We start from the raw sequence: 22,092 nt of genomic DNA on the forward strand, positions 1-22,092 counted from the left end.
CAAAGGTTGATCGAATAGGAAGGCCGCAGGCGGAGAAACGCCCGCCTCTCCGATCCATTCCTCATCCTCTACCGCGAGCCTGTCCCTGGCTTCCGGATGCGATTTTAGAGGGTGTCGCCCCAGCCTGGCGGATTTAAAGAGGTCTCAGGCCAGCATTTCCGCCACGGCCTTCGGAAGGCGCCCCGGATCGGTCACCGGGAGCGAGCAGCGTTCGCCGATGCAGACGAAAGCCGCACCCTCTGCCGGCGCCGACGCGATCCGCGCCGCCATGACGCTGCCGGCGAGAGCGGAAGAGCCCTCATCCGCGCGGACAAGGACCCTGAGTGGGAACGGCACCTCAAGCGCGGCGGTTGCAAGCGCCCCGCTCCTCGCCCCCACGACGACGATCTGCGCGAGGTTGAGGCGGGTGTCGATGGCGTTCAGCGCAGCTCCGTGCGCGAGCGCATTCTTCGCTGCCGGCCCCGACAGCCCGGAGAGGATCCGGTCGGCCCGGGCCCGCAGGGCATCGTTGCCGGTGAGGGCCGAGAGGCGGACCAGGGCCTCCGCCGCGACCGCGCTGGAGTTGGGAACCGCCTCGTCATGGGTGATGCGGGGGCGCACGACGAGGCTGTCGGCATCATCCGCGGTGAGGAAATAGGTGCCCGTCGCCGGGTCGAGATGGTGCGCCTCCAGCGCCTCCAGGAAGCCGGCGGCCCGCTCCAGGCCCTCCCCTGCCCCCGTTGCCTCGTGCAGGGCGAGGCCGGCGCGCGCCATGGCGGCGAGGTCCGAGGCAAGGCCGGGAGCCACCAGCTTGTCGCCGCACCAGGAATGGGCGAGGCGCCCGCCCGTGATCATCCGAGCGCACACGGTGTCGAACGCCCGCTGCGCCAGCGCGACCCAGGCGGCCTCGCCGAGGAAGGCGCCGGTCCGGGCCAAAGCGGCGATCATCAGGCCGTTCCAGTCGGCCAGTACCTTGTCGTCGCGGCCGGGGCGCACGCGGTGCTCCCGCGCGGCCAGCAGCTTTTCCCGCAGCGGCTCAAGGCGCGCTTCGGCCTCGGCGCTAACGAAGCCGGCGTCGGTGCGGTTGAGGATGTTGCCCGCCTCCCAATTGCCGGCGGGGGTCACGTCGTAGAAGCGGTTGAAGAAGGCCGCATCCTCGGCGCCGAGGACGGCCTCGATCTCTCGCGCGGTCCACACATAGAAGCGGCCCTCATGACCCTCGCTGTCCGCATCGAGGCTGGCGGCGAAGGCGCCTTCGGGCGTCAGCATCTCCCGCTCGAGCCAGCCGACGATCTCCCGCGCCCGGCGCAGGAACAGCCCGTCACCGGTGTCACGATGGGCCAAGGCCAGCAGATCGAGGAGCTGGGCATTGTCGTAGAGCATTTTCTCGAAATGCGGGACGAACCAGATCTCGTCCACAGAATAGCGGGCGAAACCGCCGCCGAGATGATCGTAGATGCCGCCCTCGCTCATGCGGTTGAGGGTGAGGGCGACCATGGCCTTCAGCTTGTCGTCCCGGCGCCGGGTGCCGACCCGCCAGAGCAGCTCCATGAGGCCGGACTGGGGAAACTTCGGCGCGCCCTTCAGCCCGCCATGCACCGGATCGAAAAGCTCCGCGGTGCGCGCCGCCGCCCCGTCGAGGTCCTCCTGCCCGATGGCGACGCCGGCCACGGGCTCGGCCGCCTTCTTGAGGCGGGTCAGGATGGTATTGGCGTTCTTCTCCACCTTGTCGGGGTTCTCGGTGAAGACCGTGGAGACCTGCTGCAGCACCTCGCTGAATGCCGGCCGGCCATAGCTCGTCACCGGCGGGAAATAGGTGCCGCCCCAGAAGGGCCGGCCCTGCGGATCCAGGAACATGGTGAGCGGCCAGCCGCCGCTCTGGCCCAGCTGCTGGAGCGCGGCCATGTAGATCTGGTCCACGTCCGGCCGCTCCTCGCGGTCCACCTTGATATTCACGAACAGGGCGTTCATCAGCCCCGCCACCTGCGGATCCTCGAAGCTCTCGTGCGCCATCACGTGGCACCAGTGGCAGGCGGCATAGCCGACGGAGAGCAATATGGGCTTGCCCGTGGCCCTGGCTTCGGCGAAGGCGTCCGGGCCGAAGGCCCACCAGTGGACCGGATTGTCCTTGTGCTGGAGAAGGTAGGGGCTCGTCTCCCGCGACAGGCGGTTTTCGCTCATGGCTCAAAATCCCTCGGGCATTCCCGGCTTTGATGGCAATCGGGTTCGCGACTAAAGGTTCAATCAAGAGACGGCACATGGTCCGCCATCGGGCCGCCCCGTGCAAATCTGCAGCCAATGAGGTGCGTGCGATGTCCGACACCATCTTCGCCCTGTCCTCGGGACGCCCGCCGGCGGGTGTCGCGGTGGTGCGTATTTCCGGTCCGCGGGCACAGGCGGCGGGTCTTGCACTCGCCGGCGTCCTGCCGCCGCCGCGGCTCGCCCGCTACGGCGCCCTGATGGATCCGGCGAGCGGGGAGGTGCTGGACCGCGGGCTGCTGCTGTTCTTTCCCGGCCCGGCCAGCGCCACCGGGGAGGACGTGGTGGAGCTGCATCTGCATGGCGGCCGGGCCGTGGTGACGGCGGTTCTGCGTGCGCTGTCCGGCCTGCCGGGCCTGAAGCCGGCGGAGGCCGGGGCGTTCACCCGCCGCGCCCACGCCCATGGCAAGCTCGACCTCGCCGAGGTGGAGGGCCTTGCGGATCTGGTGGCGGCGGAGAGCGAGGCGCAGCGGCGCCAGGCCCTCGCGATCGCGTCCGGCGCGCTCTCCCGGCGGGTGGAAGGGTGGCGCGAGGGGCTGATCGGAGCACTGGCGTTGCTGGAAGCCACCATCGATTTTTCCGACGAGGGCGACGTGCCGGGGGACCTGGCCGCCCAGGCGGCCGGGGTGATCGGCGGCCTTCGGTCGGATCTCCTGTCCGCCCTTGCCGATGCGGCGCGGGGCGAGCGGGTGCGCGACGGCCTCGTGGTGGCCATCGCCGGCCCGCCGAATGCCGGCAAGTCCACGCTGCTGAACCGCCTCGCCGGGCGGGAGGCAGCCATCGTCTCCCCCCTCCCCGGCACCACGCGGGATGTGCTGGAGGTGCATCTGGAACTGGCCGGACAGGCGGTGACCCTGCTCGACACCGCCGGCCTGCGGGAGACAACGGACATGGTGGAAGCGGAAGGGGTCCGGCGGGCGCGGGCGCGGGCGGAAGGGGCGGACCTCGTGCTTTGGCTGTCGGAGGACGCGGCACCCCCGCCCGCGGTCTTTTCCAATGCCATCAAGGTGCGCACCAAGACCGACCAGGGTGGCGCATGTCCGGCGGACTGGCTCGGCATCTCCGCCGCCACGGGGGCGGGGATCGAGGGGCTGGTTTCGCACCTGGAGCGACGTGCGGGCGAGATCGGCGGCGGCGAGCCCGCTCTGGTGACGCGGGAGCGCCAGCGGCTCGCCCTGGAGTCTGCGACGGCGCATCTGGAGCGGGCGCTGGGGGATTTCGGCGGGCGCGAGGAATTGCGCGCAGAAGAAGTGCGCCTGGCGGTGCGGTCGCTCGACCAGACGATCGGCCGGGTGGACGTGGACCAGGTGCTCGATGCGGTGTTCAGCACCTTCTGCATCGGTAAATAGGCGCGTGCGCGCCGGGCGCTCCCTCCAAAACTGTTTCACGTGAAACATCGTGCGCCTTGCGGCCTTGACGGCGCCGGAAAGTGGGCGTTTCCAGAAGGGGCGGCACGGGGCCGCGCCTTCTGCCCTGGATGATGATGACCGACACTTTTTCCCGCGCCGCATTCGACGTGATCGTCGTTGGCGGCGGCCATGCCGGGTGTGAGGCGGCGGCTGCGGCGGCGCGCATCGGCGCGCGTGCGGCCCTCGTCACCCATTCCCGCGCCACCATCGGCGCCATGTCGTGCAATCCCGCCATCGGCGGGCTCGGCAAGGGTCATCTGGTGCGCGAGATCGATGCGCTGGACGGGCTCATGGGGCGGGTGGCCGACCAGGGCGGCATCCAGTTTCGCGTGCTCAACCGCCGCAAGGGCCCGGCCGTGCGGGGGCCTCGGGCCCAGGCCGACCGCAAGCTCTACGCCCGCGCCATGCAGGAGGCCCTCGCCGACCAGCCGGGACTGACGCTGGTGGAGGGCGAGGCGGAGGACCTCCTCGCCGACGGCAGCCGTATCTCCGGCATCCGGCTGGCGGACGGGCGCACGCTGACCTGCGGCGCGGTGGTGCTCACCACCGGCACATTCCTCAATGGCCTGATCCACATGGGCGAGGTGAGCTGTCCCGCCGGGCGCATGGGCGAGAAGCCGGCGCTCGGCCTCTCCCCTGCCCTTGCCCGGCTGGGCTTCGCCCTCGGCCGGCTCAAGACCGGAACGCCGGCGCGTCTCGACGGTCGCACCATCGACTGGGCGAGCCTGGAGATGCAGGCCGGCGACAATCCGCCGGAAGCCTTCTCGGCGCTGACCACCCATTTGCCCAACCCGCAGGTGGAATGCGGCATCACCCGCACCACGGGCGCGACGCACGACCTCATCCGCGCCAACCTTTCCCGCTCGGCCATGTATTCCGGCCGCATCGAGAGCACCGGGCCGCGCTACTGTCCATCCATCGAGGACAAGATCGTCCGCTTCGGCGACCGTGACGGCCACCAGATCTTCCTGGAGCCGGAGGGGCTGGACGATCCCACCGTCTATCCCAACGGCCTGTCCACCTCCCTGCCCGAGGAGGTGCAGACCGCCTTCCTGCGAACCATTCCGGGGCTGGAGAAGGTGGCGGTGCTGCGGCCCGGCTACGCCATCGAGTACGACCATGTGGACCCGCGCGAGCTGGCCCCGACGCTGGAGGCGAAGCGGGTGAAGGGGCTTTTCCTCGCCGGCCAGATCAACGGCACCACCGGCTATGAGGAGGCGGCGGCGCAGGGCCTCCTCGCCGGGCTCAATGCGGCCCGCAGGGCGGACGGGGTGGAGGGCATCGTCTTCGACCGGGCGCAGGCCTATCTCGGCGTGATGGTGGACGACCTCGTCACCCGCGGGGTGAGCGAGCCCTATCGCATGTTCACCTCGCGCGCCGAATACCGCCTGACGCTGCGTGCCGACAATGCCGACCAGCGCCTCACCGCGCACGGAGAGGCGCTGGGCCTGGTGGGGCGGCAGCGCTCCGCCCATTTCGCCCGTCGGGCCGGGCTGCTGGAGGAGGCGCGGACGCTCGCGCGCCGGCTCAGCCTCACCCCCACCGAAGGGGCGCGGCACGGCCTTTCGCTGAACCTTGATGGCCAGCGTCGCAGCGCCTTCGACCTTCTCGCCTATCCCGACATCGACATGGCCCGGCTCTGCGCCATCTGGCCGGAGCTGTCGGCTTTGCCGGCGGACGTGGCGGACCAGGTGGAGATCGATGCCAAGTATGCGGTCTATCTGGAGCGGCAGGCGGCCGACATCCACATGCTGCGGCGGGACGAGCAGCTCGCCCTGTCGGAGGATCTTGCCTATGCCGACCTGCCGGGGCTTTCCAACGAGCTGAAGCAGAAGCTCGCCCGGGTGCGTCCGCGCACGGTGGGACAGGCGGGGCGCATGGAGGGCATGACGCCCGCCGCCCTCGCCCTCATCGCCACCCACGCGCGGCGGGCGGGTTTGGCGCGGTGAGGCGGGGTATCCGGACGGCCGGCTTGTGGAAGACGGGGATGGCGCGCGTCGTCGCAATGTGGGGCCGGGCATGAAGGGGCAGCGGGAGACGGGAACCGAGCCGGGCCGCGCCGACGCGGAGCGGGCCGTTTCACGTGAAACATTCCGGCGGCTCGACGCCATCGCGCAGCTTCTGGTGAAGTGGCAGAAGACCATCAATCTGGTGGCTCCCGCCACCCTGCCGGAGCTGTGGCGCCGGCATGTGGGGGATTCTTTACAATTGGTTCACCACGTTTCGAAAAATCCCCTGCGCTGGGTGGATCTCGGCTCGGGCGGCGGATTCCCGGGCCTGGTGGTGGCGGCGGTGCTGGCGGAGCGCGGCGGCAGCGCGGTGCATCTGGTGGAGAGCGACACCCGCAAGGCCGCCTTCCTGCGGGAAGCGGCGCGGGTCGCGGACTTGCCGGTCACCGTCCACGCGGTGCGCATCGAGCAGGTGGCGCAGCAGCTCGCCCCGGGCACGCATGTGGTCTCGGCCCGGGCGCTCGCGCCACTGCCGAAGCTGCTGGAACTGGCCGCGCCTTTCCTCGAAGCAGGCGCCATCGGCGTGTTTCCGAAGGGCCGCGACGCCGAGCAAGAATTGACCGACGCCCGCAAAGGCTGGACACTCGACTTTAACCTTCGCGCCAGCGCGAGCGATCCCCACGGGAAGATCCTCCTGGTGCGGGGCGCGCGGCGCGGGAGCGAAGCTTCCGAATCACTTTTCGGCGCGGGGGGCCTCCAGAAGGAGCCGCGCGCCAGCGGCGAACCGCCCGCAGTCGACGCGTCGAGGACCAAGGCGCCATGACCGAAACTCGCGATCCTTCCCAAACGCACCCCGCCTCCCCTGCCGGCGGCATTCCCGGCAGCCCCCGGGTGCTCGCGCTGGCCAACCAGAAGGGCGGCGTCGGCAAGACCACCACGGCCATCAATCTCGGCACGGCGCTGGCCGCCATCGGCGAGACGGTGCTGGTGGTGGACCTCGACCCGCAGGGCAATGCCTCCACCGGCCTCGGCATCGACCGGCGCGCCCGCCGCCTCTCCACCTACGACGTGCTCATCGGCGAGGCCAGCATGCGCGAGACGGTGATGGAGACCGGCGTGCCGCAGCTTTATGTGGCGCCGTCCACCCTCGATCTGTCGGGCCTGGAGCTGGAGATCGCCGCCGAGCGCGACCGCGCCTTCCGGCTGCGCAATGCGCTCAAGGCCCTCGCCGAGGATCCCGAGGGGCCGCGCTTCACCTATGTGCTGGTGGACTGCCCCCCGTCCCTCTCGCTGCTCACGGTGAATGCCATGGCGGCGGCGGATGCCATCGTGGTGCCGCTGCAGTGCGAGTTCTTCGCCCTCGAAGGCCTGTCCCAGCTCTTGAAGACGGTGGAGCAGGTGCGCACCGGGCTCAATCCGGGCCTGACCATCCACGGCATCGTGCTGACCATGTATGACGGGCGCAACAACCTGTCCGAGCAAGTGGTGCAGGATGTGCGGCAGTTCATGGGCGACAAGGTCTACGAGACCGTGATCCCGCGCAATGTGCGGGTGTCCGAGGCGCCGTCCTACGGCAAGCCGGTGCTGCTCTACGACCTCAAGTGCGTGGGCTCGCAGGCCTATCTGCGGCTTGCATCAGAGGTGATCCAGCGCGAGCGCGCGGCGCGGGCGGTGGCTGCCGCCTGAGGTGTGGGAGCCGGACGCCCGGGGATGAGGCGTGCAACGCGCACGCGTCTCAGGGTTGAAGTCTGCTCTCGTGGGGAGTGGGAGCGCGGGCCGCCCTTCGGGCCGGCCGCGCGCCGGGCAAGCGGAAGAAGAAGACCATGGCGGACGAACAGCGCTCCTCCCGGCTCGGCCGGGGACTTGCGGCGCTCATCGGGGAGATGGGGGAGCCCCAGGCGCCGGCGACGGGCCGCGCCCCGGCCGGCCGCGGCGGCCCGCGCCGGGTGCCCATCGAGCACGTCAGGCCCAATCCGCGCAATCCGCGCCGGGCCTTCCTGGAGGAGGGCCTGGAGGATCTCACCGCCTCGATCCGGGAGAAGGGCATCATCCAGCCCATCGTGGTGCGGCCGCTCAAGGGATCCGACAGCTTCGAGATCGTCGCTGGCGAGCGGCGCTGGCGCGCGGCCCAGCGCGCCGCGCTGCACGAGGTGCCGGTGGTGGTGCTGGAACTCACCGATCGCGAGGCGCTCGAGATCGCCATCATCGAAAACGTCCAGCGCGCCGACCTGAACGCGGTGGAAGAAGCGCAGGGCTATGAGGCCCTGATGGAGGAGTTCAAGTACAGCCAGAACGATCTCGCCAAGGTCATCGGCAAGAGCCGCAGCCATATCGCTAATACCCTGCGCCTGCTGAAGCTGCCGGCGAGCGTGATGGGGTATCTGGCGGACGGGCGGCTCACCGCCGGCCATGCCCGCGCGCTGCTGGCCTGCGCCGATCCCGAGCGCATGGCCCGGGACGTGGTGGAGAAGGGCCTGACCGTCCGCGACGTGGAGGCGCTGTCGAAGACGCGCGCGGCGCTTGTCGCCCCGCCGGCGGCCACGGGTGGCGGCGCGGCCGGCAAGGGGAAGGCCGCACCCGAGCGCAAGAGCGCGGATGTTCGGGCGCTGGAGAAGCGTCTGTCGGATGCTCTGGGGCTTACTGTGAGCGTCGAGGGGGCGGGCGAAGCCGGCGAACTGAAGATCCGCTATGCGAGTCTTGAGCAACTGGACGAGATCTGTCGCCGTCTTGGCCTGGATTGATGGCAACGGCCCTGCTCTTTTGACCGATGCTGAGAAGCTTCGCCGGGAGCCACGCAAAATAAAAGCCCGGCGCGATGGCCGGGCGGGGTTTTGAAACGCTCTCCTGAAAGGCCCTGGAGTGCTTGCGTCGCTTCACGGAAACGGAAAAACACTCCAAGTCTTTCGGGGTCGCTTTTTCGTCTCGTAACCGGGAAGCGCCCGGCTTGAGAGACCTCAGGGCCGGATCCGATCAGGCTGCAATGCAATCTGGCCGGTCCGGCGCCCGAGTGGATCAGGCCGCAGCCTTGCGGCGGGTGGGCTTCTTGGCCGGGGCGGGAGCCGCCTTCTTGCGGGTCTGGCCGAGGCCCATGTTCTTGGCGAGCTCGGAGCGGGCGGCGGCATAGGCCGGGGCCACCATGGGATAGTCCTTGGGCAGGCCCCACTTCTCGCGATAGGCGTCGGGGGTCATGCCGTAGCTGGTGCGCAGATGGCGCTTCAGCGACTTGAACTTCTTCCCGTCCTCCAGGCAGATGATGTATTCCGGCGTCACCGACTTCTTCAGAGGAACCGCAGGCTTCTGCTCTTCCACCGGCGCGGCGGCCGGCGTGCCGAGCTGGCCGAGGGCGCGATAGACCGACTCGATGAGGGCGGGAAGCTCGGTCGCGGCCACGCTGTTGTTGCTGACATAGGCCGCAACGATTTCTGTCGTGAAGTCGATGTGGCCCGTCGACGGAGAATTGGAAGCGGAGTCGCTCACGGGAGGTCCTTTCTGCTTGGTCGTTGCAATGGTCGGAGCCGGAGCATCGCCGCCGACCGATGCCTAGTCGGCATCTGAGCTTTCACAAATAGTGTATAGCACCAGCCGGAAGAAATACAATCCGTGTTGCGAAAACTCTTGAAGATCCAGAAATAGTGCGGATTTGTGGGCTCTGATCCGGGGCTGTGAGAGTGCGGGCGCGCGTCATCTTGATCATTCCGAAGACGGCGAATCGCGGTCCGGACAGTTGAAATCATCGGTAGGGTGAGCTGTTCCCCCGGTGCGGCGCAGGACGCGACCGGCTCCAGCCCTGTCGGCGGGTCCGCGCGGCCTGCGAAGATCGGGACTTTTTCTGTGCCTCTGCAGGAAAGTACAGCTGAGAAGTCGCGCAACTGAAGGTCGCATGTCGTGTTCTTGCGCATGGCCCACTCTGGGCACGTCCTGTGCGGCGCGGAGCAGGATGATCTCTATTTTTCCGGGGTCGACGCAAAGTCCAGACGCGTGTTCACGTAGCGGTATATGGCTGCGCCTCGCCGTTTCCCCCGCATTGGCTGGCTCAGGCGAGACCCGCCAAAGCAAAGGAGGGTGCGCTGGTCCGGTTCAACCGGATATGCCGGCGAAGGAACGGGTCGGCGGCGCGTCGAAAACAAGCCCGGCTCCTGTCAACCGGATCACAATTATGAGCGTTTTCGCGCGCTCGACGTCGCTAGCCGCAGGAAGGAAACATACCGCGGCAGGCGGGCGGAGCATCTTCGCGATTCAACGGAGCCGGAAAATGCTCTAGAGAACCTTCGACCATCGAGCTCATGGGTGAGCGCGGCGGTCGACCACCGGTTTTTCCCCGGGGAACGCCCGGCATCCGGTCGATCGGGCCTGAAGGAGTTCCCGCGCACATGCCCCGTGCCGTCGCCGGTCCAGAGATCGAGCGCCTGATCCAGCTCATCGCGCGGCTGCCCGGCCTTGGGCCGCGTTCTGCCCGCCGGGTGGCGCTGCACCTCATCAAGAAGCGGGAAGCGCTGATGGCGCCGCTGGCGGCCGCGCTCGCCGATGCGCTGGGCAAGATCGTGGAATGCCGCCGCTGCGGCAATGTGGATGTCTGCGACCCCTGCACCATCTGCGGCGATCCGCAGCGGGAATCCAGTACACTGGTGGTGGTCGCCGACGTGGGGGATCTGTGGGCGCTCGAGCGGGCGGGTGTGCTGAATGCGCGCTATCACGTGCTCGGCGGCGTGCTCTCGCCGCTCGACGGGGTCGGGCCCGACGACCTCAACCTGCCGAAACTGGTGGCGCGGGTGCATGAGGACAAGGTGGCGGAGGTCATCCTCGCCCTCGGCGCCACCGTGGACGGCCAGACCACGGCGCACTACATCACCGATCTTCTGCGCGAGGTCCCGGTGCGCATCACGCGCCTCGCCCAAGGCGTGCCGGTGGGCGGCGAGCTGGATTATCTGGACGAAGGAACGCTGTCGGCGGCCATTCGCGCGCGCACGCAAATGTGATCGCGCCGCCGCCCGGCAGCGGCGAGACGTGCCCGCTTACTGCAGCATGCGCTCGAAGTTGATGACGAAGAGCTTGGGATCCGGCCGCTTGTTGACCTGGGCGTTGGTGAGCGTGACCTGGGTGTCGTAGCCCTGCGGATCGGTGACGATCCACTGTTTCAGCGCCGAAGTCTTGGTGTCGAACAGGATGATCAGGCGGTAGGTCCCGATCATGGGCACCTGCTCCTGCATCACCACGCTGACGAAGTTGTCGTCTTGGAATACGCCGGTCACGTGCGGGTCGGTGGCCAGGTCGATCTGCTCGGCGAGCAGGAAGCGCAGCGGCGTCTGCGAGAGCGGCGTGATGTCCTGGGTGTTGAGCTTGCGATCCCGCACCGCCACCGATTGCCCGTTGGAGATCAGTTCCACCGGGCTCGGCGGATCGTATTCGAAGCGCACCCGCCCCGGCTTCTGCATGTAGAAGTCGCCGGTGCGGCGAGAGCCGTCGGGGTCGATCTGGGTGAAGTTGCCGCTCAGGGCCTGCACCGAATTGTAGTAGTTGGTCACCCGGTCGATGGTCGAGCGGGCGGCGCGGCCGTCGGGCGCGGCCGAACCGGGCTTCGCCTGGCCGGTCGGCTTGGCTTGGGCGAGGGTGATGCCGTCGGCGGACCCGGCTCCGGCTGCCTGGGCCGGGCGGTGCGGCGGCAGCGGAGCGGTGAAGGGCGCGGCGGGCGTCGCCGGCTTCTGGGCCTGCCCCTGCGGGCGCATCAGGTCGCCGGGGGGCTGGAGCGCCTGGCCGTGCGCGACGGTGCCCGGAAGGAGCGCCAGCGCCAGCGCGAGGCCGAACCCGCCGATCCCGGCCGCGCGGCGCAATCCCCAGCCCCGCTGCGGCATCGGCGCGATGCCGCGAAGACGGAGGGCGGGGAAGAGGTGGCGGCTCGGCATCATGGGGTTCTCTGGGGCGAGGCGTTCGAGGCGGGCGGGAGGGCTCTCCTAGCGCCAGCCTATGGCGATCCTGTGGCCCGGCCGCGCGTCTTGCAAGGGCCGCGCGGCGGGCGGGGTTATTCGGCGGCTTCTTCCGGCATCAGGATTTCCCGCTTGCCGGCATGGTTGGGGGAGCCGACGAGGCCCTCCTTTTCCATGCGCTCCACCAGTGAGGCGGCCCGGTTGTAGCCGATCTGCAGCCGGCGCTGGATGTAGGAGGTGGAACACTTGCGGTCGCGCACGACCACCGCCACCGCCTGGGAATAAAGGTCCTGCCCCTCCTCGCCGAAGCCGCCCTTGTCGAACACGGCGCCGTCGCCGTCCTCGCCTTCGGCGTCGTCCTCGGCGGTGACCGCCTCCACATACGAGGGAGCGCCCTGGGCCTTGAGGTGCCTCACCACGCTCTCCACCTCCTCGTCGGAGACGAAGGGCCCGTGCACGCGCGAGATGCGCCCGCCGCCGGCCATGTAGAGCATGTCGCCCTGGCCGAGCAGCTGCTCGGCCCCCATTTCGCCGAGGATGGTGCGGCTGTCGATCTTGGAGGTGACCTGGAAGGAGATCCGGGTGGGGAAATTGGCCTTGATGGTGCCGGTGATCACGTCCACGGACGGGCGCTGGGTGGCCATCACCAGGTGGATGCCGGCGGCCCGCGCCATCTGGGCGAGGCGCTGGATGGCGCCCTCGATGTCCTTGCCGGCCACCAGCATCAGATCGGCCATCTCGTCGACGATGACCACGATGTAGGGCAGAGGCTCGAGGTTCATCTCCTCGCGCTCGTAGATGGCTTCGCCCGTGTCGTGGTCGAAGCCGGTCTGCACGGTGCGGGCGAGGGCCTCGCCGCGCTCCACCGAATCCTTCACCCGGGCATTGAAGCCATCGATGTTGCGCACCCCGAGCTTCGACATCTTCTTGTAGCGGTCCTCCATCTCCTTCACCGCCCACTTGAGCGCCACCACCGCCTTCTTCGGATCGGTGACCACGGGGGCGAGGAGATGCGGGATGCCGTCATAGACGGAGAGCTCCAGCATCTTGGGGTCGACCATGATCAGCCGGCACTGCTCCGGCTTCAGCCGGTAGAGCAGGGACAGGATCATGGTGTTGATGGCCACCGACTTGCCGGAGCCGGTGGTGCCGGCCACCAGCAGGTGCGGCATGCGGGCGAGGTCGACGATGACCGGATCGCCGTCGATGGTCTTGCCCAGGGCGATGGCGAGCTTGTGGCCGGAATCGCCGAAGTCCTTGGTGGCGATCAGCTCGCGCAGCAGCACCTTGTCGCGCTTGGAATTGGGCAGCTCGATGCCGATGGCGTTGCGGCCGGGCACCACGGCGACGCGGGCCGACACGGCGCTCATGGAGCGGGCGATGTCGTCGGCGAGGCCGATGACGCGGGACGACTTGATGCCGGGCGCCGGCTCCAGCTCATAGAGCGTGACCACCGGGCCGGGGCGCACCTGGCCAATGTCGCCGCGCACGCCGAAATCCTCGAGGGTGGTTTCGAGCTGCCGCGCGGTTTCCGCCAGCGCCTCCGGGCTCATGGCGGGGGCCTTGCTCGCCGCCGCAGGGGTGAGAAGGTCGAGGGACGGATGCTGGTAGCCGGCGCGCCGGCCGCTGCGCTTGCCGGAGGCGCGCTCGCGCCCCGGGGCGGTGCGTTCGGCCGGCGCCGCGACCGGCGCGTCGTCGGACGGGGAGGCGGGGGCGCCGCCGCCCATGCGCGGTTCCACCCGGCCTTCGCTGGCCCGGACCCGCGCCGCGGCGACGGCGGCGGCGTCGGCCGCGCCGCGCCGCGGCAACGGCTTGCGGCCCAGAAGCCCGGCTCCGGCGAGGCGCGCCTTCCATGACAGGAAGGTGTGGGTGAGGGCACCGAGGGAGATGGCGGTGCCGTCGTCGTCCTCGTCGTCGCCGCCGATCTCGCCGGGGAGTTCATCGGCGGTGGCGGCCCGGAGCGGCGTGCGGCGGCCGCCGCTGACCGCGAAGTACAGCCCCGCGGCGCCGATCAGCAGCCCGGCCGTGCCGGCGACGATGTTGTCGAGGGCGCCCACGGCAGACCCCGGATCACCCCCATGGCGCGGGGAAACAGGTCGCCCAGCGCCCCGCCGAGCCCGGTGAGGCCGGGCCAGCTCTGGGGTTGCGGCAGCGCGCTCAGGAACGCGGTGGTGCCGAGCACGCCGAGGATCCAGAAGGTGACGCGCATGCGCTCGTGGGTGAAGGGCCGGTGGGTCACCAGCCGCCAGCCGCAATAGAGCGGCGGCAGCAGCACCGCGAGGGACGCGAGGCCGAACAGCTGGACCAGCAGGTCAGCCACCACCGCGCCGGGAGCGCCAAGGAGGTTCGCGACCGGCGCGTGGGTGGCGTTGGACAGGCTCGGATCGGTCACCCGCCAGCTGCCGAGGGCCAGGAAGCTGGTGAGGACGGCGAGGATCAGCAGCGCCCCGACGATCTCGCGCCCGCGTCGCCGCACGGCGAGCCGCAGGCCCTCGGGAATGAGATCGAACCGCGGGGCGGGGGCGATGGTGCGGGTGTTGAGCACGGCATCGGCAGAGGGTCGGCGGCGCGCCATCGGCATCGGCTCGGCTCTCCTTCACGCGAGGGCGGCGACGAGGCGCTTCAGCACCTCCTCGCAGGTGGGAAGGTCCTGGACCAGGGCGACGCGCAGGAAATCCGCGCACGGATTGGCGCCGGACAGGTCGCGCCGGGCGAGGTAGCCGCCCGGCACGGTGCGCAGGCCTTGCTCGCGCCACAGCTTCACCGCCGCCGCCTCGCCCCCGGAGAGGTTGCCATCGGCGAGGTGCGAGACGTCGAGCCACAGGAAGAAGCCGCCGCCCGGCCGCTCATAGCCGAAGCGGCCCGCGAGCATGCGGTCGGCGAGGTCGAACTTGGCCTTGTAGAGATCGCGGGAGTGGGTGACGTGCGCCTCGTCCTCCAGCGCCGCCACCGCCACCGCCTGGAGCGGTTCGGGCACCTGCGGCGCCGCGACCCAGCGGAAGGCGAGGAAATCCTTGAGGAAGGACGGGTCACCCGCGCAGAAGCCGCAGCGCAGCCCGGGCAGGGACGAGCGCTTGGAGAGTGAGTTGAAGGCCACCGCGCGGCTGAAGTCTCCGCCCGCCACCTCCAGGATGCCGGGCGGCTTTTGCGCGCCCAGATAGATCTCCGAATAGCATTCGTCGGAGAACAGGAAGGCGCCGTGGCGGCGGGCCAACTCCAGCGCCCGTCCGAGATAGGCGGCGGAGGCGATGGCGCCCTGCGGATTGGCGGGGGAGGCCACGTAGATGGCCACCGTGCGCTCCAGCAAATCGGTGTCGAGGGCGTCGAGATCGGGCAGCCAGCCGCTGTCCCGGGTGGTGGGCACCACCACCGCCTCGCACCCGGCGGCCTCGGCCCCGGCAGCATAGGCGGCATAGAAGGGATTGGGCAGCAGCATGGCCGGCCGGCCCTTCGCGCCCTTGTTTGGATCGGTGAGCCGTCGCGCGACGATGGCGGCGGAGAACAGGCCCTCGCGCGAGCCGTTCAGCGCCAGCACCTCACGCTCCGCGTCGACGGGGCGGGCGAGGTCGTAGCGCCGCGCCAGCCAGCGGGCGGCGGCGGCGCGGAAGGTCGGCGTTCCCTCGGCGCGGGGATAGCGGCCGAAGCCGGGCAGGGCGGCGGCCAGCGCCGGACCGACGAAATCGGGCATGGCATGCTGCGGCTCGCCCACGGCGGCGCTGAGCGGCTGGCGGCCGGGATCGATCCCCGCCAGCAGGTCGGCGAGGCGGATGAAGGGCGAGCGGCGATCCTCGGCGGGCGCTGCGGGGGCTGGCACGGGGGTGCGGACTTTCCTGGCGGCGATCATGGTCGGCGCCAGAATGGGGCCCAGCCGGTTAAGGTGCGGCTAACTCAAACCCGCTTCCAGGGGATCGATCACACCTTGGCGAGGACCTCGCGCGCCTGCTCCGCATCCGCCCGGATCTGGGCGACGAGGGCATCGATGCCGTCGAACTTGAGCTCCGGCCGCAGGAAGGCGTGGAATTCCACGTCCAGCGTCACGCCGTAGAGGTCGCCGGAATAGTCGAACAGGTGCACCTCAAGCAGGGCGCGGCCGTTGTCGAAGGTAGGCCGGCGCCCGTAATTGGCGACGCCGTCGAACCGGCCGGCGGGAGTGACCGCGCGCACTGCGTAGATGCCGAAGGCAAGCTCCAGGTCCGCCGGCAAGGCGAGGTTGGCGGTGGGGAAGCCGATGGTGCGGCCACGCTTGTCGCCGTGGATCACCTCGGCGGACACCGTGAAGGGCCGCCCCAGCATGTGCGCGGCGTGGCCCACCTGCCCCGATGCGAGGGCCTGGCGGACGGCGGTGGAGGAGATGGCGTCGTCCTCGTCGCGCATGGGCTCCACCACCTTCACCTGGAAGCCATGGCGGCGCCCGGCCTCCTGGAGGAAGGCGGGTGAGCCGGCGCGGCCACGGCCGAAATGGAAATCGAACCCCACCGCCACGCCGGTGACCGCATAGCGCTCCACCAGGATCCGGCGCACGAAGTCCTCCGCCTCCATGGACGCCAGGGCCGCGTCGAACGGCAGCACGATGGCGCCGGCAAGGCCGGTTTCGGCGATGTACTGGAGCTTCTGCGGCTCGGGGGTGAGGCGGAACGGCGCGGTGGCCGGATTGAAGAAGGTGCGCGGGTGCGGCTCGAAGGTCAGCGCGAGGGCGGGAACCCCGCCGTCCCGCGCCATGGTGCGGGCGGTGTCGAACACCGCACGGTGACCGCGGTGCACGCCGTCGAAATTGCCGATGGCGATCACCGGGTGCGCGAGGGCCGGCGGCAGCGGCTCGGCATCGCGGACCAGGACGAAGGCGGAAGATGGCGTCTGTGTCATCGGCGGGCGGGGGCCTTGCCTTCGGCTTCGGCGGAATGTCCTGCGTTCGGCTCTAGGCTTTGACGGGCAGCGGCGTCAAGGCCGCCGCGCCTCACCAGGCGAGACGGGGCATGACGCCGCGCGGATGAGCGTGGCCGGTGAACAGGTCGGCGAGGGATTCGGTGTCCGGAATGGCGCCGTCCATGGATTTCAGCTCCTGGGCATGGATGCCGCCGGAGATGAACAGGCTGTCGAAGCCGGCATCGTTGGCGCCGGTGATGTCGGTGCGCAGGGCGTCGCCGATGCCCAGGATCCGGGCGCGGTCGATGGCCTTGCCGCGGATCGCCTCGCCGCGCACCAGGGCGGTGTCGTAGATCGGGCGGTAGGGCTTGCCGCACCAGATGGCCTCGCCGCCCATCTCCTCATAAGCGAGGGCGATGGCGCCGGCGCAGTAGATGAGCTTGTCGCCCCGTTCCACCACCAGATCCGGATTGGCGCACACCAGCGGGATCTTGCGGGCTTTCATGGCCGCGAGGGTCGCCTGATAGTCGTCCGGCGTCTCCACGTCATCGTCGACGAGCCCGGTGCAGACCACGATCTGGGCTTCGTCGAGGCCGGAGGCGACGAGGTCGAGGTCCTCGAAGGTGCCGAGGTCGCGGGGCGGGCCCAGGTGGAACATGCGTGCGCCCGGCCGCGCCGCCAGCACGTCGCGGGTGACGTCGCCGGAGGTGACGATGGCGTCATAGGCGGTGCGCGGCACGCCGAAGCCGTCCAGCATCTGCTGGACGAATCGGTTCGGCCGCGGCGCATTGGAGACGAGGACCACCGTCGCCCCGCCCGCCCGGGCGCGGGCGAGGGCATCGCAGGCGGCGGGGAATGCCGCGACGCCGTTGTGGATCACGCCCCAGACGTCGCACAAGATCAGGTCGTACGCGTCGGCGAAGGCGGAGAGGCCGGACACCATGGGCGGCGCGTGCGGGCGTGTCCGTGTCGTTCCGTTGCTGCCGTCGGCCATCGTGTCCTCTCCTCTTGTGCGGCGCACAGGTGCCATGACGGGAAGGGAACGACAAGGGCGGGTGATCGGTTCGCGGGGCCGCGGAGGCTCCGGCCTCAGGGATGTCCTTTGCCCGGATGACCCGCGCCATGGGGATGGCCGCCGCCATGGGGATTGCCCATGCCATGCGGCGCGCCGCCGGGGTGGCCCCCGGGATGCCCGCCCGGGTGCGCGCCTGGGTGTGCGCCCTTGGGCGGCTCCTTCTGGGCGGCGGGGGTGGTGGATTTCGTGCGCACCTCGACCCCCGGCACCTGCTTCACCGCCGCGCGGAAGGCGTCGCCGCGCACCTCGAAATTGGGGAACTGGTCGAAGCTGGCGCAGGCCGGCGACAACAGGACCACCGGCTCGGGCCGGCCGGAGGCTTCCGCATCGCGGGCCGCCGCCGCCACCGCGGTGTCGAGGGTGCCGGCGATCTCGTGGGGAACCGCCGCGCCCAGAGTCGCCGCGAAGTCGTCCGCCGCCTCGCCGATGAGGTAGGCTTTCACCACCCGGTCAAACAGGGGGGCCAGCGGTGCGATGCCGCCCATCTTGGGCTTGCCGCCGACGATCCAGAAGATGTCCTTGAAGCTCGACAGCGCCCGCTCGGCCGCGTCGGCATTGGTGGCCTTGCTGTCGTTGACGAACAGCACCGGGCCCTTGTTGGCCACTTCCTCCATGCGGTGGGCGAGGCCGGGGAAGCGCTTCATGGCCACCGCGATCACCTCCGGGGCGACGCCCACGGCGCGGCAGGCGGCGTAGGCGGCGGCGGCGTTCTGGGCGTTGTGGGCCCCGCGCAGGGAGCCGATGCCGCCGAGCGGCAGGCGGAATCGCTCGGCGCCGCCCTCGGACACCACCAGCGTCTCGCCCTCGCGCCAGACGCCGTCCGCCAGCGGCCGCTTCACCGAGACGCGCACCACGTGGGTGCCGGCCTGCTCGGCGCGATCGGCCATGGCGGCGGAGAAGGTGTCGTCGACACCCACCACGGCGGTGCCGGTGCCCTCGACGCCGGTGACGAGGCGTTCCTTGACCGCCGCGTAATTTTCCAGCGTGCCATGCCGGTCGAGATGGTCGGGGGTGACGTTGAGCATCACGCCCACGGACGGGTCGAGGCTGGGGGCAAGGTCGATCTGGTAGGAAGAGCACTCCACCACGTGCACCCGGCTCGGCTTGGGCGGGGCCAGCGACAGGATGGCGGTGCCGATGTTGCCGCCCATCTGCACGTCGCGCCCGGCCACCCGCAGGATGTGGGTGATCAGCGCCGTGGTCGTGGACTTGCCGTTGGTGCCGGTGATAGCGATGAACGGCGAGCGCCGGGCGATGGCGTGCCGCTCCCGGCAGAACAATTCGATGTCGCCGATGACCTCGACGCCCGCGCCGCGCGCGAGCTTCACCGACCAGTGCGGCTCGGGATGCGTCAGTGGCACGCCGGGCGCGAGGACGAGGGCCCGGACGATGGTCCAGTCGATGGAGCGGAGGTCCTGGACGGTGATATCCGCCTCGCCGGCCTTGCGGCGGGAGGCTTCGGCATCGTCATAGGCGATGACATGCGCCCCGCCGGCCTTGAGCGCCTCGGCGGTGGCGAGCCCGGAGCCGCCCAGCCCGAAAAGGGCGACGGTCTGGTCCTTGAAGACGGTGACGGGGATCATGGCGGTGCGAAAAATCCGGTGCGGCAATGGAACGTCAGCTTCCCGTCTAGAACAAAGCCGCGGAAAGCGCGACCGCCTTTCGCATCCACAGGCGACCTACGGGAAATCCCGCCCTTGACCCATGTCGACATTCAGAACACTGAATGTCTGATGAGTGGCGAGGGTGGAGGATAGGCCATGAGCAATGTGGGTGGCGTCGACCGCGTGCTGCGGTTCATCGTCGGTGTCGCGCTGATCCTGGTGCCGTTCGCGGCGCCGGCCGTGCCGGCGCTGGCGGGTCTCGGCAACTGGGCCTGGGTGATCGGGGCGGTGGGGCTGGTGATGCTGCTCACCGCCGTGTTCCGCTTCTGCCCGGCCTATGTGCCGTTCGGGGTGAATACCTGCGACACCAAGTGAACCGAACATGAGAAAGGGCCCGGGGAGACATTCCCGCGGGCCCTTCCCGTCTCGGGGAAAGATGCCGGCCTCACCTGAGCTTCAGCGTTGCCAGCCCGGCCAGCGCCAGCACCACGGCGACGATCCAGAAGCGGATCACCACCTGCGGCTCGGTCCAGCCGAGCTGCTCGAAATGGTGGTGGATGGGGGCCATCTTGAACACGCGCTTGCCGGTGAGCTTGAACGAAACCACCTGCACGATCACCGACACCGCCTCCAGCACGAACAGGCCGCCGATGACCGCCAGCACGATCTCGTGCTTGGTCGCCACCGCCACCGTGCCGAGCAGGCCGCCCAGCGCCAGCGAGCCGGTGTCGCCCATGAACACCTGGGCCGGGGGCGCGTTGAACCACAGGAAGCCGAGGCCAGCCCCCATCAGCGCGCCGCACACCACCGCCAGCTCGCCGACGCCGGCCACGTAGTTGATCTGCAGGTAGTCGGCGAACACCACGTTGCCGGCGAGGTAGGCGATGAAGCCGAACGAGCCGGCCGCGATCATCACCGGCACGATGGCGAGGCCGTCGAGCCCGTCGGTGAGGTTCACCGCATTGCCCGCCGCCACGATGACGAACATGCCGAAGATGGCGAAGAAGATGCCGAGGTTCAGCAGCAGGTCCTTGAAGAAGGGGAAGGCGACGGAGGTGGAGAGCCCCGGCTTGCCCACGTGCATGATGACCGCCACCGCGGCCCCCGCGATCACCGCCTCGATGGCGAGGCGGGCCTTGCCGGACAGGCCGTTGTGGGTCTGCTTGGTCACCTTCAGGTAGTCGTCGTAGAAGCCGATGAGGCCGAAGCCGAGCGTCACCAGCAGCACCACCCAGACGTAGGGGTTGGAGAGGTTCGCCCACAGCAGGGTGGCGACGACGATGCCCGACAGGATCATCAGCCCGCCCATGGTGGGCGTGCCCTTCTTGGTCAGAAGGTGCGACTGCGGCCCGTCGGTGCGGATCGGCTGGCCCTTGCCCTGCTTGAGGCGGAGCGTGGAGATCATGCCCGGCCCGAACAGGAACACGAACAGCAGCGCGGTGACCATCGCGCCGCCGGTGCGGAAGGTGATGTAGCGGAAGACGTTGAACGCGGAAAACGACGCGTGAAACTCGGTAAGCCACTGGAGCATAAGAAGATTATCCTTCGAGCAGCGCGTCCTCGCCGGCGCGGAAGCGCTCCGAGAGGCTTTTGACCAGCGGACCCATGCGGCTGCCGTTGGATCCCTTCACCATGAGCGTGTCCCCGGCCCTGATGGCCACTGCCACCATGGGTTCGAGATGGGTCGCGTGGATGGCATAACCGCCACGCCGTTCCGAGGGAAGGGCCTGCCACAAGGCGTGCATCTGCGGCCCGCAGCAATAGACCTGGTCGATCTTCGCCGTCTTGATCGCCTCGGCGAGGCCGGCATGGTGCGCCTCGCCGTCCGGGCCCAGCTCCAGCATGTCGCCGAGCACCGCGATGCGCCGTCCGCGTGTCCCCACCGGGGTGCGGCTCAGCACGTCGAGGGCGGCGCGCATGGAGGCGGGGTTGGCGTTGTAGCTCTCGTCCAGCAGCGTCGCCGGTCCGCCCTTCACCTGCAGCCGGATCGGCACCCCGCGCCCCGGCGGCGGCTTCAGCCGCGACAAGGCCAGGGCGGCCAGCGCCAGATCGGCGCCCACGAGCTTGGCCGCGGCGAGCACCGCCAGCATGTTCTGCACGATGTGCCGGCCGGGCATGCCCACCTTGAAGGTCACCGGGGTGCCCATCACGTCGGCCACCCCCACCGAGCAGTAGGACTGCAGCGCCACATCCTTCAGCCGCACGTCCGCCGCCTCGGCGGAGCCGAAGGTGACGATGCGTTCGATGCCGCGGGCCTGTGCCGCCGCCTTCAGGCGGGGGAACAGCGGATTGTCGAGGTTGAGCACCGCCGCGCCGCCGTCCTCCATGCCGTCGAAGATCTCCGCCTTGGCGTCGGCGATCTCCTCGATGGAGGAGAACTGGGCGATGTGCACCGGCTCGACGGTGGTGACGATGGCCACGTGCGGGCGCACCAGCCGGACCAGCGGGGTGATCTCGCCGGGATGGTTCATGCCGATCTCGAACACGCCGTAGCGCGCCTCGCGCGGCAGCCGGGCGAGGGAGAGCGGCACGCCCCAGTGATTGTTGTAGGAGGCGGCGGAGGCGTGGGTTTCGCCATCGGCGCCGAGGGCGATGCGCAGGGCCTCCTTGGTGGTGGTCTTGCCCACCGATCCGGTGACGGCCACGATCTGCGCGGAGGTGCGCGCCCGGCTGGCGCGGGCAAGGTCGGCGAGGCCGGCGAGCACATCATCCACCACCAGGAGCGGGGCGTCCTCGGGCAAGTCGTCCTCGGGCAATGCGCCGGCCTTCTCGCGCGACACCACCGCCAGCGCGGCGCCGGCGGCCAGCGCCTTCGCCACATAGGCATGGCCGTCGCTGTTCTCGCCGGCGATGGCGAAGAAGGCGTCGCCCGGCGCGAGCGTCCGGCTGTCGATGGAGATGCCGGTGGCGTCGGCGGGTGTGCCGCGCACCTCCGCGCCCATCGCCGCCGCCATCTCTGCGACGGTGTGGAGGATCCGACCGCTCAAGCTCATGCCGCTACCTCCTCCGGAGCACGCGCCGATCGTCTCGCTG

18 protein-coding genes are annotated in these 22,092 nt (G+C 69.9%); 7 read left to right on the plus strand and 11 right to left on the minus strand.

What is annotated here, in order from left to right; translation table 11 throughout:
- Positions 1–144: 144 nt before the first annotated feature.
- Positions 145–2,160 (minus strand): thioredoxin domain-containing protein, encoded by a 2,016-nt coding sequence (locus tag EZH22_RS07745; RefSeq protein WP_203195108.1) that lies wholly within the window; start codon positions 2,158–2,160, stop codon positions 145–147.
- A 131-nt stretch (positions 2,161–2,291) separates the two neighbouring features.
- Between EZH22_RS07745 and mnmE the strand changes: the two genes are divergently transcribed.
- The 5 genes from mnmE to EZH22_RS07770 all read left to right on the plus strand — a co-directional run bounded on the left by mnmE (position 2,292) and on the right by EZH22_RS07770 (position 8,337).
- Positions 2,292–3,587 carry a tRNA uridine-5-carboxymethylaminomethyl(34) synthesis GTPase MnmE gene (mnmE, locus tag EZH22_RS07750; protein WP_203195109.1) on the plus strand — a complete coding sequence of 432 codons (1,296 nt, stop codon included), beginning with the start codon at positions 2,292–2,294 and terminating at the stop codon, positions 3,585–3,587.
- 128 nt (positions 3,588–3,715) lie between these two features.
- Positions 3,716–5,596 (plus strand): tRNA uridine-5-carboxymethylaminomethyl(34) synthesis enzyme MnmG, encoded by a 1,881-nt coding sequence (mnmG, locus tag EZH22_RS07755; RefSeq protein ID WP_203196445.1) that lies wholly within the window; start codon positions 3,716–3,718, stop codon positions 5,594–5,596.
- 70 nt (positions 5,597–5,666) lie between these two features.
- Positions 5,667–6,419 carry a 16S rRNA (guanine(527)-N(7))-methyltransferase RsmG gene (gene rsmG / locus EZH22_RS07760; protein ID WP_203195110.1) on the plus strand — a complete coding sequence of 251 codons (753 nt, stop codon included), beginning with the start codon at positions 5,667–5,669 and terminating at the stop codon, positions 6,417–6,419.
- A complete protein-coding gene (locus EZH22_RS07765; RefSeq protein WP_231711366.1) occupies positions 6,416–7,282 on the plus strand; it encodes a ParA family protein in 867 nt (288 codons plus the stop codon). Before rsmG ends, EZH22_RS07765 begins: the two co-directional genes overlap by 4 nt.
- A gap of 137 nt (positions 7,283–7,419) precedes the next feature.
- On the plus strand, positions 7,420–8,337 hold the full coding sequence (locus EZH22_RS07770) for a ParB/RepB/Spo0J family partition protein (RefSeq protein ID WP_203195111.1): 918 nt from the start codon (positions 7,420–7,422) through the stop codon (positions 8,335–8,337).
- Positions 8,338–8,608: 271 nt separating this feature from the next.
- On the opposite strand, the gene EZH22_RS07775 is transcribed toward EZH22_RS07770, so the two are convergent.
- Positions 8,609–9,073 (minus strand): MucR family transcriptional regulator, encoded by a 465-nt coding sequence (locus tag EZH22_RS07775; protein ID WP_203195112.1) that lies wholly within the window; start codon positions 9,071–9,073, stop codon positions 8,609–8,611.
- 893 nt (positions 9,074–9,966) lie between these two features.
- Here EZH22_RS07775 and recR point away from each other — a divergent pair.
- Positions 9,967–10,572: a recombination mediator RecR gene (gene recR, locus EZH22_RS07780; RefSeq protein ID WP_203195113.1), complete on the plus strand. Its 606-nt coding sequence runs from the start codon at positions 9,967–9,969 to the stop codon at positions 10,570–10,572.
- A gap of 36 nt (positions 10,573–10,608) precedes the next feature.
- Here the strand turns inward: recR and EZH22_RS07785 are convergent, their stop codons facing one another.
- The 7 genes from EZH22_RS07785 to murD form a co-directional block, all read right to left on the minus strand.
- Positions 10,609–11,499 (minus strand): outer-membrane lipoprotein carrier protein LolA, encoded by an 891-nt coding sequence (locus EZH22_RS07785; protein ID WP_203195114.1) that lies wholly within the window; start codon positions 11,497–11,499, stop codon positions 10,609–10,611.
- 113 nt (positions 11,500–11,612) lie between these two features.
- Positions 11,613–13,574, minus strand: a complete 1,962-nt coding sequence (locus EZH22_RS07790; RefSeq protein ID WP_408647679.1) for a DNA translocase FtsK — start codon at positions 13,572–13,574, stop codon at positions 11,613–11,615.
- Positions 13,529–14,098: a DNA translocase FtsK 4TM domain-containing protein gene (locus EZH22_RS32820; protein WP_408647680.1), complete on the minus strand. Its 570-nt coding sequence runs from the start codon at positions 14,096–14,098 to the stop codon at positions 13,529–13,531. Before EZH22_RS32820 ends, EZH22_RS07790 begins: the two co-directional genes overlap by 46 nt.
- Positions 14,099–14,113: 15 nt before the next feature.
- Positions 14,114–15,361 (minus strand): aminotransferase class I/II-fold pyridoxal phosphate-dependent enzyme, encoded by a 1,248-nt coding sequence (locus EZH22_RS07795; RefSeq protein ID WP_203195115.1) that lies wholly within the window; start codon positions 15,359–15,361, stop codon positions 14,114–14,116.
- Between the two features lie 68 nt (positions 15,362–15,429).
- Positions 15,430–16,380, minus strand: a complete 951-nt coding sequence (locus tag EZH22_RS07800) for a bifunctional riboflavin kinase/FAD synthetase (protein ID WP_203195116.1) — start codon at positions 16,378–16,380, stop codon at positions 15,430–15,432.
- 91 nt (positions 16,381–16,471) lie between these two features.
- On the minus strand, positions 16,472–17,374 hold the full coding sequence (locus EZH22_RS07805; RefSeq protein WP_203195117.1) for a TIGR01459 family HAD-type hydrolase: 903 nt from the start codon (positions 17,372–17,374) through the stop codon (positions 16,472–16,474).
- Between the two features lie 95 nt (positions 17,375–17,469).
- Positions 17,470–19,038 (minus strand): UDP-N-acetylmuramoyl-L-alanine--D-glutamate ligase, encoded by a 1,569-nt coding sequence (gene murD, locus EZH22_RS07810; RefSeq protein ID WP_203195118.1) that lies wholly within the window; start codon positions 19,036–19,038, stop codon positions 17,470–17,472.
- A gap of 177 nt (positions 19,039–19,215) precedes the next feature.
- Between murD and EZH22_RS07815 the strand changes: the two genes are divergently transcribed.
- Entirely contained in the window at positions 19,216–19,434 is a 219-nt protein-coding gene (locus EZH22_RS07815) for a YgaP family membrane protein (protein WP_203195119.1), read from the plus strand.
- A 70-nt stretch (positions 19,435–19,504) separates the two neighbouring features.
- Here EZH22_RS07815 and mraY read toward each other — a convergent pair whose 3' ends face one another.
- Both mraY and EZH22_RS07825 read right to left on the minus strand, forming a co-directional pair.
- Positions 19,505–20,590 (minus strand): phospho-N-acetylmuramoyl-pentapeptide-transferase, encoded by a 1,086-nt coding sequence (mraY, locus tag EZH22_RS07820; RefSeq protein WP_203195120.1) that lies wholly within the window; start codon positions 20,588–20,590, stop codon positions 19,505–19,507.
- 7 nt (positions 20,591–20,597) lie between these two features.
- Positions 20,598–22,052 carry a UDP-N-acetylmuramoylalanyl-D-glutamyl-2,6-diaminopimelate--D-alanyl-D-alanine ligase gene (locus EZH22_RS07825; RefSeq protein ID WP_203195121.1) on the minus strand — a complete coding sequence of 485 codons (1,455 nt, stop codon included), beginning with the start codon at positions 22,050–22,052 and terminating at the stop codon, positions 20,598–20,600.
- Positions 22,053–22,092 lie beyond the last annotated feature (40 nt).

This window comes from Xanthobacter dioxanivorans (genome assembly GCF_016807805.1).
GTDB classification, from domain to species: domain Bacteria; phylum Pseudomonadota; class Alphaproteobacteria; order Rhizobiales; family Xanthobacteraceae; genus Xanthobacter; species Xanthobacter dioxanivorans.

Bases quoted from the DNA above. Each gene is read 5' to 3' on its own strand.
- EZH22_RS07800 (WP_203195116.1), bottom strand. From the start codon at position 16,380: ATGACACAGACGCCATCTTCCGCCTTCGTCCTGGTCCGCGATGCCGAG.
- EZH22_RS07765 (WP_231711366.1), top strand. From the start codon at position 6,416: ATGACCGAAACTCGCGATCCTTCCCAAACGCACCCCGCCTCCCCTGCC.
- mnmG (WP_203196445.1), top strand. From the start codon at position 3,716: ATGATGATGACCGACACTTTTTCCCGCGCCGCATTCGACGTGATCGTC.
- EZH22_RS32820 (WP_408647680.1), bottom strand. From the start codon at position 14,098: ATGCCGATGGCGCGCCGCCGACCCTCTGCCGATGCCGTGCTCAACACC.
- mnmE (WP_203195109.1), top strand. From the start codon at position 2,292: ATGTCCGACACCATCTTCGCCCTGTCCTCGGGACGCCCGCCGGCGGGT.
- EZH22_RS07770 (WP_203195111.1), top strand. From the start codon at position 7,420: ATGGCGGACGAACAGCGCTCCTCCCGGCTCGGCCGGGGACTTGCGGCG.
- mraY (WP_203195120.1), bottom strand. From the start codon at position 20,590: ATGCTCCAGTGGCTTACCGAGTTTCACGCGTCGTTTTCCGCGTTCAAC.
- rsmG (WP_203195110.1), top strand. From the start codon at position 5,667: ATGAAGGGGCAGCGGGAGACGGGAACCGAGCCGGGCCGCGCCGACGCG.
- EZH22_RS07745 (WP_203195108.1), bottom strand. From the start codon at position 2,160: ATGAGCGAAAACCGCCTGTCGCGGGAGACGAGCCCCTACCTTCTCCAG.
- EZH22_RS07825 (WP_203195121.1), bottom strand. From the start codon at position 22,052: ATGAGCTTGAGCGGTCGGATCCTCCACACCGTCGCAGAGATGGCGGCG.
- murD (WP_203195118.1), bottom strand. From the start codon at position 19,038: ATGATCCCCGTCACCGTCTTCAAGGACCAGACCGTCGCCCTTTTCGGG.
- EZH22_RS07815 (WP_203195119.1), top strand. From the start codon at position 19,216: ATGAGCAATGTGGGTGGCGTCGACCGCGTGCTGCGGTTCATCGTCGGT.
- EZH22_RS07785 (WP_203195114.1), bottom strand. From the start codon at position 11,499: ATGATGCCGAGCCGCCACCTCTTCCCCGCCCTCCGTCTTCGCGGCATC.
- EZH22_RS07805 (WP_203195117.1), bottom strand. From the start codon at position 17,374: ATGGCCGACGGCAGCAACGGAACGACACGGACACGCCCGCACGCGCCG.
- recR (WP_203195113.1), top strand. From the start codon at position 9,967: ATGCCCCGTGCCGTCGCCGGTCCAGAGATCGAGCGCCTGATCCAGCTC.
- EZH22_RS07795 (WP_203195115.1), bottom strand. From the start codon at position 15,361: ATGATCGCCGCCAGGAAAGTCCGCACCCCCGTGCCAGCCCCCGCAGCG.